12 protein-coding genes are annotated in these 12,674 nt (G+C 57.5%); 5 read left to right on the top strand and 7 right to left on the bottom strand.

The annotated features are described in order from the left end of the window. Positions 1–334: 334 nt before the first annotated feature. From Q7U76_07755 to Q7U76_07765, 3 genes are read left to right on the top strand one after another with little or no spacing between them, the layout of a single operon-like run. Positions 335–1,807 (top strand): CUAEP/CCAEP-tail radical SAM protein, encoded by a 1,473-nt coding sequence (locus Q7U76_07755; GenBank protein ID MDO8356266.1) that lies wholly within the window; start codon positions 335–337, stop codon positions 1,805–1,807. 36 nt (positions 1,808–1,843) lie between these two features. After that, on the top strand, positions 1,844–2,566 hold the full coding sequence (locus Q7U76_07760; GenBank protein MDO8356267.1) for a DUF169 domain-containing protein: 723 nt from the start codon (positions 1,844–1,846) through the stop codon (positions 2,564–2,566). A gap of 9 nt (positions 2,567–2,575) precedes the next feature. Beyond that, positions 2,576–3,868 (top strand): ATP-grasp domain-containing protein, encoded by a 1,293-nt coding sequence (locus Q7U76_07765; protein ID MDO8356268.1) that lies wholly within the window; start codon positions 2,576–2,578, stop codon positions 3,866–3,868. Positions 3,869–3,906: 38 nt separating this feature from the next. On the opposite strand, the gene Q7U76_07770 is transcribed toward Q7U76_07765, so the two are convergent. Both Q7U76_07770 and Q7U76_07775 read right to left on the bottom strand, forming a co-directional pair. After that, positions 3,907–4,341 carry a hypothetical protein gene (locus Q7U76_07770; GenBank protein MDO8356269.1) on the bottom strand — a complete coding sequence of 145 codons (435 nt, stop codon included), beginning with the start codon at positions 4,339–4,341 and terminating at the stop codon, positions 3,907–3,909. Positions 4,342–4,488: 147 nt separating this feature from the next. After that, entirely contained in the window at positions 4,489–5,625 is a 1,137-nt protein-coding gene (locus Q7U76_07775; protein ID MDO8356270.1) for an acyltransferase, read from the bottom strand. 107 nt (positions 5,626–5,732) lie between these two features. Between Q7U76_07775 and Q7U76_07780 the strand changes: the two genes are divergently transcribed. After that, positions 5,733–6,632 carry a DnaJ domain-containing protein gene (locus tag Q7U76_07780; protein ID MDO8356271.1) on the top strand — a complete coding sequence of 300 codons (900 nt, stop codon included), beginning with the start codon at positions 5,733–5,735 and terminating at the stop codon, positions 6,630–6,632. 102 nt (positions 6,633–6,734) lie between these two features. Here the strand turns inward: Q7U76_07780 and trmL are convergent, their stop codons facing one another. Then, positions 6,735–7,205, bottom strand: a complete 471-nt coding sequence (gene trmL / locus Q7U76_07785; GenBank protein ID MDO8356272.1) for a tRNA (uridine(34)/cytosine(34)/5-carboxymethylaminomethyluridine(34)-2'-O)-methyltransferase TrmL — start codon at positions 7,203–7,205, stop codon at positions 6,735–6,737. A 222-nt stretch (positions 7,206–7,427) separates the two neighbouring features. Here trmL and Q7U76_07790 point away from each other — a divergent pair, with 222 nt between their 5' ends. Beyond that, positions 7,428–9,113, top strand: a complete 1,686-nt coding sequence (locus tag Q7U76_07790; protein ID MDO8356273.1) for a tetratricopeptide repeat protein — start codon at positions 7,428–7,430, stop codon at positions 9,111–9,113. A gap of 69 nt (positions 9,114–9,182) precedes the next feature. On the opposite strand, the gene Q7U76_07795 is transcribed toward Q7U76_07790, so the two are convergent. From Q7U76_07795 to Q7U76_07810, 4 genes are all read right to left on the bottom strand, one after another. Beyond that, positions 9,183–10,118, bottom strand: coding sequence for a tetratricopeptide repeat protein (locus Q7U76_07795; GenBank protein MDO8356274.1), 936 nt, complete (start codon positions 10,116–10,118; stop codon positions 9,183–9,185). A 4-nt stretch (positions 10,119–10,122) separates the two neighbouring features. Continuing rightward, positions 10,123–10,806, bottom strand: coding sequence for an OmpA family protein (locus Q7U76_07800; GenBank protein ID MDO8356275.1), 684 nt, complete (start codon positions 10,804–10,806; stop codon positions 10,123–10,125). Positions 10,807–10,881: 75 nt separating this feature from the next. After that, positions 10,882–11,292: a hypothetical protein gene (locus Q7U76_07805; protein ID MDO8356276.1), complete on the bottom strand. Its 411-nt coding sequence runs from the start codon at positions 11,290–11,292 to the stop codon at positions 10,882–10,884. Positions 11,293–11,469: 177 nt separating this feature from the next. Beyond that, positions 11,470–12,414 carry a hypothetical protein gene (locus Q7U76_07810; GenBank protein MDO8356277.1) on the bottom strand — a complete coding sequence of 315 codons (945 nt, stop codon included), beginning with the start codon at positions 12,412–12,414 and terminating at the stop codon, positions 11,470–11,472. Positions 12,415–12,674: the final 260 nt, after the last annotated feature.

The following is a 12,674-nucleotide window of genomic DNA, read 5'->3' on the forward strand; positions in this document are numbered from 1 at the left end:
GAGATCTTGATTGGTGGAACTCGACCGCGCCTCCCGACTTCGAGACGCTGACCAAGGTAGAGGCACCATGGCCGCGGACCACCAGACAGTCACAATCAAACCTGCACGGGCATCAGTCTAGCAGGAGGCACGGCCACTGTAAAACCCATGCACCAGCTCACGACGACACCTGCGAGAATCATGCGCATGACGCATCTCGTGGTCACGCCGCTTCGAGTGAATCCTGTCGCATTACGCCAACTCTTCCCGGTATGTTACCTGTGACAGACCAACGGATTGCACGCAGGAACTCGCCATGGAACGGCTGACCGAATCTACAGACACACCATCAGCCCTGCGACAGCCCGGCACAATCCTCCTCATCTCTTGTTATGAACTCGGGCACCAACCCATCGGTATCGCTCAGCCGATGGGATTTCTCGAACAGGCCGGATTTGCGCCGACCGGGCTCGACATCGCGATTGATGACCTGGATGAAGCGGCCCTCCGGCTAGCACACTTTGTCGGCATCTCAGTGCCCATGCATACAGCGCTCCGGCTGGGCGTGCGGGTCGCCGAATTGATCCGGACGATGAATCCCACCTGCCACATCTGTTTCTACGGGCTGTATGCCTCAATCAATACGGACTATTTGCTCCAGAAACTGGCCGACTCTGTCGTGGGGGGAGAATATGAGCTTCCTCTACGGTCACTCATCGAGACACTCGATCGGAATCAGACCATCAGCCTCCTCGAAGGAGTGAGTTCTCGACACCAAGTGGTCAGCCCCTCGCTGCAGCGTGGATATGCCTCAACGGTTCCGTACCCCATCCCAAGTCGCAGAGGGCTCCCGATGTTGGACCGGTATGCCCGGCTCGAAGAGCAGGGTGCCGAACGGCTGGTCGGATACGTCGAGGCCAGCCGCGGATGTCTCCATCGCTGTCTTCATTGCCCAATCGTGCCGGTCTATGACGGACGCTTCGTGCTCGTCCCGGAATCCGTCGTCCTGGAAGACATCAGGCGCCAGGTGCAAGCAGGCGCCACCCATATCACGTTTGGCGATCCGGATTTCTTAAACGGCCCAGGGCATTCACTGAGTATCGTTCGCGCCATGCACGGAGAGTTCCCACGCCTGACGTTCGATTTCACCGCAAAAATCGAGCATCTTTTGAAGCGCCGTGCCCTGATGCCGGACTTGCGCGCGCAGGGATGCCTGTTCGTTATCTCTGCCGTGGAATCGTTTAGCGACTCTGTGCTGAATCTCCTACAGAAGGGACATACAGGCGCTGACGTGATTGCGGCACTCGGCATGCTGCGTGAAGTCGGCATCGCCCTTCGCCCCTCGCTCGTGGCCTTTACCCCCTGGACCAGCTTGGACGATTACCTCTACATGTTAGACATGGTGGAAACAGAGGACCTGATCGATGCGACCGATCCGGTACAACTGAGCATTCGCCTCTTGGTTCCTCCAGGATCGGCGCTGCTCAACCAATCTGACATTCGACGGTTTCTCGGTGCGCTCGATCAGGCCGGCTTTCAATATCCCTGGACACATCCGGACGAGCGGATGGATCGGCTGCATCAGGCGGTAAGTGGGATCGTGGAGGCCAGTGCGAAGGACGAGACAGACGCAATGCTGACCTTTGATCGCATTCGTACGGCGGCCCATGAGATGGCCGGACGTCGAGTTGAGCCCTCGACTCGTCCAATGCCTGCCAGGCCCGATCGCCCGAAACCGCCTCGTCTCACGGAGTCCTGGTTCTGCTGCGCTGAACCAACGACCCGACAATTCAAGCCGCTCCTGACAAAGGGGCATGGAGAGATCTAGAATGTTGGTGGCGTCACATCTATAGGGGGATGAATCGTGCAAGCTGAACTGATGACACAAGGCACCAAGATCCAGGAACTATTGGGGTTGAAGCAACCGGCAGTGGCAATTGCGTTTCGAGACACAGTCCCGGCGGATATTCCACAGGTCACCACCCCGGCGCCGGCAGGATGCGGCTATTGGAAGCTCGCCGCGGAAGGCCAGACCTTCTATACCGAAGCCTCGGATCACTATACCTGCCCGGTCGGTGCCCATACCCACGGGGTAGAACTCCCGCCGCAGGTCGCGACTGAGCTCAACGGACTCGTCCAGACCATGGTAGGGATGCAGTACCTCACGATGGCCGATATTCCAATGATCCCACGCCGACAGGGAGCCTTTCGCGTGGCCCTCTACGCGCCGGTGACAAAGGCAACCTTCGCCCCAGACCTGGTACTGATCCGGGGAACCGTCAGGCAACTGATGCTCCTGGCAGAGGCAGCGCAGTCCGCCGGTATCGCAGGTGGAAACGCCACCATGGGACGGCCGACCTGCGCCGTCATTCCGGAAACACTGCAATCGGGACAGACGGCCAGCAGTTTTGGCTGCATCGGCAACCGCGTCTACACTGGGCTCGGGGATGACGAAGGCTATTATACGATCCCAGGCGCAAAACTGGCCGACGTGGTAGATAAACTGTCGATCATCGCCGAGGCGAATCGGCAGTTGGAAGCCTTTCACCGAAGCCGCGCAGGAACAGCCGCCCCTATCGCCGGCTAAACAGATATCATGCCGAGACTGCTCTTCCTTCTGCCGGCCACGACCTACCGGGCAGAGGCATTCCTCGAAGCGGCCCGCCTGGTGCCCGTCTCAGTGACCGTGGGCATGGAGCGGGTTCCCGAAGGCTTTCCGATCGCCTCTGGCGACGTCTTGCTGCTCGACCTGTATCATCCAGAAGCAGCCACACACACCGTCGTCGAATTCGCCAGACAGCACCCGATCGATGCGGTGATCGGCGTCGACGACAGAACCGCCGTCGTTGCCGCAGTTATCGCAGAAGCCCTGGGGCTCCCCCACAATTCTATTGCCTCCGTCACTGCCACCAGCAATAAGCGCGAGATGCGGGAGCGACTATCCAGGCAGGGCATTCCCGTGCCCCACCACCGCGTCTACCCCCTCAATGGTGATCCACGGGCGCTCGCAAAACAGGTTGACTATCCCTGCGTCCTGAAACCGTTGATCCTCTCCGCCAGTTGTGGGGTCATTCGTGCGAACGATGAGGAAGAGTTTTGTATGGCCTTCCACCGTGTCGGCGCACTCCTCACCAACTTGGGGTGGGTTGCGCGCGACGAGCAGGCCCGTTGGATCCTCGCCGAGGATTTTGTACCTGGATGCGAAGTGGCATTGGAGGGGTTACTCACGAACGGCACATTGCAACCGTTGGCGCTCTTCGACAAACCCGACCCGCTCGATGGCCCTTTTTTCGAAGAGACGATCTATGTGACCCCTTCGCGCCTTCCGGCTGAGATCCAGCAACAGATTTTCGACTGTGCGGCGCGAACGGCGCAGGCGTTGGGACTACGGGAAGGGCCGGTGCATGGAGAGTTTCGTGTGAATACCGACGGCGTGTGGGTTATTGAGATGGCGGCGCGGGCAATCGGTGGCCGCTGTTCCAGTATGCTGGATTTCGCCTCCGGCATGTCACTCGAAGAACTGATCATCCGTCACGCGCTGCGGATGCCGCTACCGCCTTTGACCAGACAGGAACATGCGACGGGAGTTATGATGCTTCCTATTCCATACGGTGGCAAGCTGAGCGACGTGCGGGGACAAACTGAAGCGAGAGCCATACCAGGGATTGTCGAACTGACGATCACCGCACAGTCTGGCGATGAACTCGTCCCGCTTCCTGAGGGAACGCGATATCTGGGATTTCTGCTGGCACGAGGCAAGACCCCGGAGGAGGTTGAGCAGTCGCTACGGAATGCACACCGCCGATTGACGGTCGTCATCTCGGCTTCACCGTTGGCGCAGAACGAGTCGCCGCCACCAACGCCGCAATCCCGAGCTATGCGTTTCTGACGACGGCTCCGCCACCCGCCCAGGCAGCCGGTTGGTCGCTAGCTCGGCTTCTTCTTGGCCTCCGCGGTCGTGCTCCGCGACCATTCTTCCAGGCTCTTGCCCTGGGCCGCCACATCCGCCATGCCGGTCATATCATGCACCCATGCGCCCTGCACGAGCTCACCATCGTCAACGATGCTTTTTTTGATGGCCTCGAACTCTTTGTCAAACCGTTCGGGAGCTTGCTCAAGGATGCGCCGGATCTTCCACTTCGTCACGGGTTTGCCGTCCGCATCCAAATCACACCCGTAATGGACGAGATCCACCTTGCCGGTCTCAAGCATCTTGGCCAACATGCGATAGGTCACGCCTGAGCTGGATTGAACCAGCGCGGCCTTATAGAGACGCTCGCATTTGGTCGGATCCACTTCTAACGATGTCAGATCTTCGATCACCTTGGCTGCAACATCAGGGGCTGTCTCGACTTCTCCCATTGTAGTTCTCCTCCGTACAGGGGTTGAGCCTCGTGGCCAATCACACCCGTGACCCTAGCAGACTCCTCTTGAACAGAGCAAGGCAACCGCAGGCGACGGCCTACGATCGGTCAGCAGGCTAGAACGCATACGCCGTTCAGCAACCATTCATTCCCGGAAGATCGGACAGAGGCTCTGAGACATCCCGCTCCACCGGGTGGAGCACCTCTTGAACGCAAGCGCCCGCCGCTCAATGAGGTGCCAAGACAGGACCGCGAGTGAGAGGGTGATGCAGGCGGAGATGAGGAACAACAGCAAAACCGAAACTCCAGGAATCAAGACTACAACCGACTGCTGAACGGGAAAGGCATAGATATAGACGCCATAGGAATAGTCGCCGACACGATTGTAGGTCCTGACAGGTCCGGCAGGAATGTAGGCCAGATACAACACCGAATAGGCAATGGTCAGCAGATAGACGACAAAGAATAGGCGGGGGCCGACCAAAGCCGATGCCAGCAGTCCAATCGCACAGAAACAGAAACACCCATGAGAAAGCGCGATCCGTTCTTTCAGAAGAAAGCAGGCGGCACCGGAGAAAAACATAAAGAACAGTGAGACGAATTGGTCGGCGGGAAGACCCTCGATGTGGCGCACGAGCACGAACAGCCCTGCCGCAAGGGTCGCGGACACAATCGCTGTTGAAAATGCTCTGTCGCCGATGTTCTGAATTCGCCGACAGACCAGCCAGACCACCAGGACGATGGCATACATGCGGATCTCATAGGGCAGAGACCACAGAGACCCATTGACGGCGCTTTTGAACGGGTTGTCCATAAAGACTCCCGGCAGGTTGTACCAGACACCGCTGACGAGGGTGGCGCATTTTAACAAGTACCCATAGGTCCCAGCATCCGTGAGATAGGCGGAGAGAGGCCATGAGGTCAAGAAGGGACCGAGCCCGAACACGGTCAGGAGCAACATGACCAGCAGAGCCGGAAAGACTCTCAAGAATCTGGCCCAGAGAAATTCGCGCGCATTCTGCCTCGTCAATAGGCTGCCCGTGACGAGAAAGCCGCTCGTCACGAAAAACACGTCAACCGCAATCGTGCCCATGGTCATGCCAAGACTGTCTCGGAACGGCTCGGCAGCCCCAGTCCCGATCGCCAAGGCAAAACTGTGGGTAACCAGCACGGCAAACGCCGCCACGATACGAAGCAGGTTGAAATTATTGTCACGGCCTTGCGAATAGTTAGACAATGTCACCGGATAGAGCCTCACACCTGTACGATATCCTGCCAGCATCGCAGCATTCGGCCAAGCGATTTCACCGCAGGCTCACCTTACTGGGTTCGGGCTAGATCTCAGACTATGACTCCGTTACACTCCGTCACCTTGAACAGGAGCGATCGATGCCGGAAGAGCGACTTGTCAACTACTACACATTGCTGGAACTGCTCCCCACCGCAACGGAGACGGAGATCAAGAAGGCATGGCTTGAACAGATCCAGGTCTGGCATCCGGATCGATTTGGCCATGCGCCGGCCTTACATCGGAAAGCGGAAGCCAGAACCCAACTGATCAACCAGGCCTATCAAACGCTCAGCGATCAGGCCGCACGCGCCAACTACGATGCCAAGACGCAAGCCTCGGCCTCCCAAAAGCCGGCAACACGCCCCGCTCCAACGGCAAGCTCCTCTTCCGGATCGTACAGCTCTACCCCACCACGCGCGCAACAGACCTCACGATCCGACCAAGGTCCACGCGGGCCACAATCACTGATCATGCTGCTGTCTCAGCAAGGTCAACCGAAACTCATGGTGCCGGCCATTCATCTCTACGTCGACCCTCGCGAGTTCCAGCCCTACGACTTTCATGGCTTCGTGCGTATCGCCGGAACCATGCGAGAGACCTTACCAGTCAGCGGCTATGCCATTGCTGAAGTCCCAGAACTGCTCTGCATCAAACGCATCGGCGTCGAAGAACTCTATACCGTCTTCTCCAACCCTTCGCACAACCGCACACCGTTTCTCCGTGAGCTCGAACAGGTCCTCGCCTTCCCAGCTCGCTTCCTCGTCATCGAAGGCATGCTCCAGCATCGCAAAGCCGGAGGGCGACTCAACCAATACCATAAGATTGGGTTGATGGATTTTCTGGACGCCCTCACCGCCAGGTATGGCATCCAGGTGATCTACACGGACACACGGGAGGAGGCGGAAGAACGTATTGCCAACCTCGCAGCCACACACTATGCTTATTATTTTGCCGAGCAGCAGGGATTCGGACGGTGCCTGAAAGAAGAAGAGCTCTAGGAGCGAGATTGAAGAGCACATAGCATATGGCGTATGGCCGATAGCCGGGGCAAGACAGGCAGAATTTTCTTTGTTTTGCTATAAGCCATACGCCATTCGCTATCAGCTCTTCGCCTCGATTCCAAATCCCACCTGCCGCCAGGCTTCGTACACCACGACCGCCACTGCATTGGAAAGGTTGAGGCTCCGGTTCCCTGGAACCATCGGTACGCGGATACGCTGATCCTCGACAACCGAACCGAGAATCTCAGCCGGTAGCCCGCGGCTTTCCGGACCGAAGACAAAGGCATCGCCGGCGCGAAAGGCAACCAAGTCATACTGCTGCGTACCCTTGGTCGAAACCGCAAATAAGCGGCATGTCTTCAATTGCTCGACACAGTCCGCCCAGTTTTCATGAACCGTAAGCGTGGCAAATTCGTGATAGTCCAGCCCCGCTCGCAATAATTGCTTATCCTCCAGGGTAAAACCCAGCGGCCTCACGAGATGCAGCCTCGCGCCCGTATTGGCACAGAGCCGGATGATGTTACCGGTGTTCGGGGGAATTTCCGGTTGATAGAGAATAACGTCAAACATGGGGCCAGAGTGTAGCACGGCCACAGAGATTGTCACGATGCCGGATCACCGAGCGACGAAAGACAGACTCCAGGGCACAGTCACTTTTACCCTCATATTTTTTCTTGGTATAGTACTGATCGACTAAGAGACCTCTCCACATTCATGGATAGATCGTTGCCATCCCACATGCACAAGACTGACATCCAGCCAGGATCTCACCCCGTCGCAACACTCCTTGCAATGCCGCTGGCGCTAGCATTGACGACGAGCTCATTGTTGTTTGCTGAGGATTTTCCACCGTCGTCGGAGCAGCAGATCGCCGAACACGCGAGAACGGTGTGGGAAGGTGGCACGACGAGCGCGGCACTCGAGATCCTCGACCGGGGCATTCACGAACACCCTGCCGCGCTCACGCTCCGAAAATTACGCGGTGATATCCTCGCCACATCTCGAGGCCCACAGGAAGCGGTTGAAGCCTATGAGACCGTCCTCGCCAAGACACCGACCGCATTGGATGTCCGATGGGCCAAGTGGAGCATCTTGACGCGGTCAGGGCAGAGTGAGGAGTCCATCGCCGAATTAATACGCATTGCAGAAGTCGACGTGCTGAATCCTTTGGTCCATTTGCGGCTCGCACAAGAACTCCGGAAGCTGGATCGCCTTGAGCAATCGCTCGAATCGTATAAGAAAGCCGTGGCACTCGTTCCCGATATGCTCGGCTGGCGTTTGACGTTGGCCCGCGCGCGGTTTGACGTATTGGACTATGACGGCGCAGAGGCGGACGTGCAATATGTGCTGCACAAGGTCCCTCCCGGTTCTCCGCTCGAGCTCCCGGCCAGGAATCTGCTCTCACAAATCCGTGGCACCTCCATCGATCGAGGCCGCCGTTTCGATCCGGTGCTTACCAAAGACATGACCGGCGCCCAGCGCAAGGAATGGGCTTCTATCCGCGCAGAGGCATGGAGACTCTTTTCGACAGGCCAATTTCAGGAGGCCGAGCCGATCTACCGAAGGCTGCTCGCCCTGAATCCCAACGATCCCTTAGCCAATCATCAACTCGGCCTGACTCTGATGCAGCTTGGCCGGTGCAAGGATGCGCTGACGGTATTTGGAAAGGTCTCCAACCTCGATCCCAGCGAAGAAGACTATGTGGATACGGTCTTTCGAATGGGTCAATGTCTCGTCGAGCTGGAGCAATGGGAAAATGCATTCGTCCATTTTCAGACTCTTTACGACGCAGCCATCGAGTTTGAACAGGCCAACAAGAACGTGCAGCTTCCAGCGGACACCCGTGTCCTCGATAAGAAAAAAATTTCCCGGTGGCTCGAGAAGGTGCGGCCCCATGTTCCGGAGTTGGCCAAGCTGGCGGATCACGAAGCGGCAGACCGCGCCGTAGCCGTGGAGCCTGCACCTTCCACCGTCTCTCCGGAGGAAGAACTCTATGCGAGAGCCGCCGCACGATTTCAACCGCAACAACCGCTGGACACCGGGGGGTCGCTCATGGGGAGAGATGCCGACTTCAGTTGGTTTCGCTTCGTCATCCCGGCCGGGAAAATCGTGCGGGACGATTTTCCCACCGGCGCTCATGAGTTTATTCCGCTGAGCCCTGGCGATAGCTTTCCCACCACACAACAAGACATCTACCTGGTGTTTGGGCTGGTCTCGGCTTCATTCGATGCCGTGCCTCTCACCGCACGCTGTGTGGCGGAAACATCCGAGATGACGGAAACTCAACGCGCCCTCGCACAAGACCGTGTCATGACGACCATGAACGACCAATCCGGCTATTTCATGTTGCCCCCGCCAAAAACAGGATGGACCGCGGGCCTCTACCACTGTGGGTTATTCACGGGAGAACGGACGACCGCCGATACCCTGGTGGATGAAGTGCGGTTCCGTATCGTGGCCTTGGCCCCACCATTGTGAGACCCACGGCCGCACGGATGCGCAGGCAGAAACCCTACGTCCGGCATGCAGGAGCCCCACGACATCGCGTTACGGTGTGAGTTGCTGCAGTTGAAGCGTGATTCGGCTGCGGAGGTCTGACTGATCGCGTGTCTGGGGCAAGAGGACAAGAGCCTGCTGGTAGGCGGCCGCGGCAGCGGTTGTCTCTCCACCCGCCAAGAGGGTCTCGGCATACTCGATATGCAACGCCGGGTCCGCGGTCTGCAAACCGATCGCGGCTCGATACTCGGCAATGGCTCCAGGCAGGTCGCCTTGTTGTTTGAGCGCCACAGCCAGGTTTCGGCGGGCCCGTACATAGCCAGGTTCGCCGGCCAATGCGGTCCGATACTCCGCGATGGCCTGCGCGATGTCACCACCGGCGTAATAAATATTGCCCAGACTCGTGTGCGCGCCGCTATGGCGAGGGTTCTGTTTCACGACGAGTTCCAGGTGACGCTTGGCCCATAGGTCATCGCCGGTCTTGCGAAACGCTAATGCGATATTGAAACGGGCAAGCAGATGTTCAGGATTGGATCGTAACACCGCACTGAACGCACGAATAGCGCCGTCGTGTTCGCCACGTTGCCCGTACAGAACACCCAACCGAAATTGACCGTTGATATGGTTCGGAACAAGTTCGGCGACCGTTTCGAATTCTGCGAGGGCCCCATCCACATCGTAGGCCTCTTCGAGAGCCACCCCCAAGAGGTAATGGGCCTCGGCATGACGGGGCTGAAGCGCGATGGCCCGGCGAAATGCCTCGATCCCGGCGCGGAGATCGCCACTGGCCCTCAATGCCTGCCCCTTGCGAAGCCACGACAACGTCATGTCCTGTGGCGTCTGGTTAGTCAGCGGAGCGGGTGGTTGAGCGACAAGGAGACTCTTCTCATGCGCATCGACGAGGGAGGGGCAGGAGAGTCCCGCTATCAAATAGGCACCAAGAAAACAGACCCCGGATAAACGCCGCAGCACAGGTCTCTGCCCCATACCGTTACTTCGGGGTAATCATGATTTCGACACGCCGGTTTCGCCGTCGCCCCTCCTCGGAGTCGTTGCTACTGATGGGACGGCTCTCGCCAAACCACTCCAGCCGCAGGCTCTCAGGGGCCACACCGTTGCTCCGGAGTATCTGCGAGGCGTTCGCCGCTCTGGCCTGAGACAGCGCCATGTTGTCAGAAAATTTTGAGCGGAGGCGCTCGCGGATAGACGCATTGTCCGTATAACCCTGGATGACGATTTCAAGCCCCTTTTCCCCAGCTAAAATACGGCCGAGCCTGCTCAGCACATTGACCCCGTCAGCTTTGATCTGATCGTCTCCCGAGTCGAAGAGCACACGATCGGTCAATCGAATGCGGATAAACTCACGCGATGCCGCGCCTGGTACGGGCGTACCGACGGCTGCGGCAGATGAAGACAACCCCACGCCATCGGAGTTGGTGCCCGCCTGGTCGGTCGTGACAGAAGGACTTGCCAGAGTGACCTCACCACGTTCGACGGAAATATTGCCGCTGTCGATTTCCGGTTTGAGCCGCCCGTAAATTTCCTCCCACATGGTCGTGAACTGCTTGCCATGACTGCCAGACGGGGCGGTTGACGGAGCGGCACAGCCGACAACAAAGAGTACGGAGCCCATGAGGAGCGCCATACGACCAATGTGAGCATATCGTATCATCATAGAATTCATCCTCGATCATTAAAGAAAGGACCCCAGGAGACTACCTCAGTTCAAGGAAGAAGAAAAGGGGATCGGTCATGTTTTGACCTTCGATCGGAACAACTGGTCCTCCGATCGTGCCAGCCATTTCAACAAATCGTCATACCCCTGGTCGGTAATCCCCTCAACCCGCCAGCCAGTAGATGCTCTATGCGAATAAGTATCCGCCGCTCTGACAACGGCTTCCAGAAACCACAGATCCTCCCAGGACACCTTCATGGTGAACCCAAGATGTTCGTGACATCCTTCAGATTCAAACTCGACCCCTTCGACACACCATTCCAACTCCTTCAACTTTTCGAGTGAAATGCGGTACATGTCCGGATCGATACAATGATGGAGGGCCTTGACGTACAGCACGATGTCATGGAGCCGTTGATGCCGTTCAGCACTCACAACCAACTCAGCCGGCTGAGGAGGGTTCGAGTTGTTCTTGCCCTCGGTCATCGATTCACCTCCAAACCTCCTCACGGCTACAGCGGCATTACGCAGTTACTTCCCGCGCAATACTATCCGGCCTCGACATGCAGCCACAACGTCGACTCGCTAGGGCTTACCATGAAATGGTGCGCCGTGAGATTCTAGTGCGGAAACAGGTACGGTCTCGATGAAAGGCCCCGCATACTAACGGTATCTAACGCTGTAATGCCCTGAGAATATTTCGTCAGGAGCCAGCCGTTTCAAGCCCCATTCGGGGTGATTGAAGGCATCCGTGGCGCACGTCATCGGTTCGATGGCACAGGCACGCCGCGGAGCCTCGGCAATGGCATCGCCGGTGTAGACCACGACAGCCGAAAACGAGCGATCCATGACGATCTCAATGACGCGACCGTTTTCCCCATGGCGCAGGGAGACCGTGGCCATTCCCTCCGCATCGCGTTCGAGATGGACATAACAATGATTGAACCGGCGATTGCCGATCGGGCGATAGTTACGATAATCCCATTCTGTTCCCGCCGCAGAAACGATGGTGCCGGTCGGTGCGAGCCGTTCATTAAATTCCAGATACCCTGCACCAGGAATCTTCGCTTCGGCCTCATCGATACGCGACGTGCCTACGGTAAAATAGGGGTGAAACCCGACCCCGATAGGCGCCGCCTGACGCCCCACGTTCTGCACGACAAATGTACAAGACAAACCCTGACAATCCAACGTATAGGTGACACGAATGTTGAGTGAAAATGGGTAGCCTCGACGGCCATACGACTCAGCATCAAGGCAGATTTCGAAGGAGGCGCAGCCCAACTCAACCTGGGTCGTCTTCCACGGCAGGGTCCGGACAAACCCGTGGATCGCATTCGGCCCTTCTTTGTCGTTCCTATCGAGTTGCAACGCCTGTCCGTCGAAGGAATAGCGTCCCTCAGCGACGCGCCCAGGAAATGGGATTAATACATCTCCCTGACCGCCCTTCTTGTTCCTACCGCCTGAATAGCCCCAGAGAATGTCGGTCTCGCCCCCGTCGGCTTCCACCGTAAAGTACCGCCGCAATGAAGCACCCCAGGGCGACAGCACGGCTCGCTGATTATCGAAAGACAGGGAGATTTCACTATCAGGCGTGGGGTCGATCATCGTAAAGCCAAACTACGCATTCTATTCGGCAACTGGCATGGGAAATAAGTATACCATCCCAGGAACACGGAACCTCATGACAATCTGAGCGCTCAATGATGAACAAAGAACGGCTCTTCTAGCTCGCGAAATGTTTCACAGGATTAGAGAAAGACAAACCAAACAGGGTAAATGGCTTGTATGGCTAACATACGGCGTGAGAGGTAGGCTTTCAGTGAGAGAGGCGTGCCGCTTCACAAACCATCAGGACAGAACACGCC

This window comes from Nitrospirota bacterium (assembly GCA_030645475.1).
In the GTDB taxonomy this organism is placed as follows: Bacteria; Nitrospirota; Nitrospiria; order Nitrospirales; family Nitrospiraceae; genus Palsa-1315.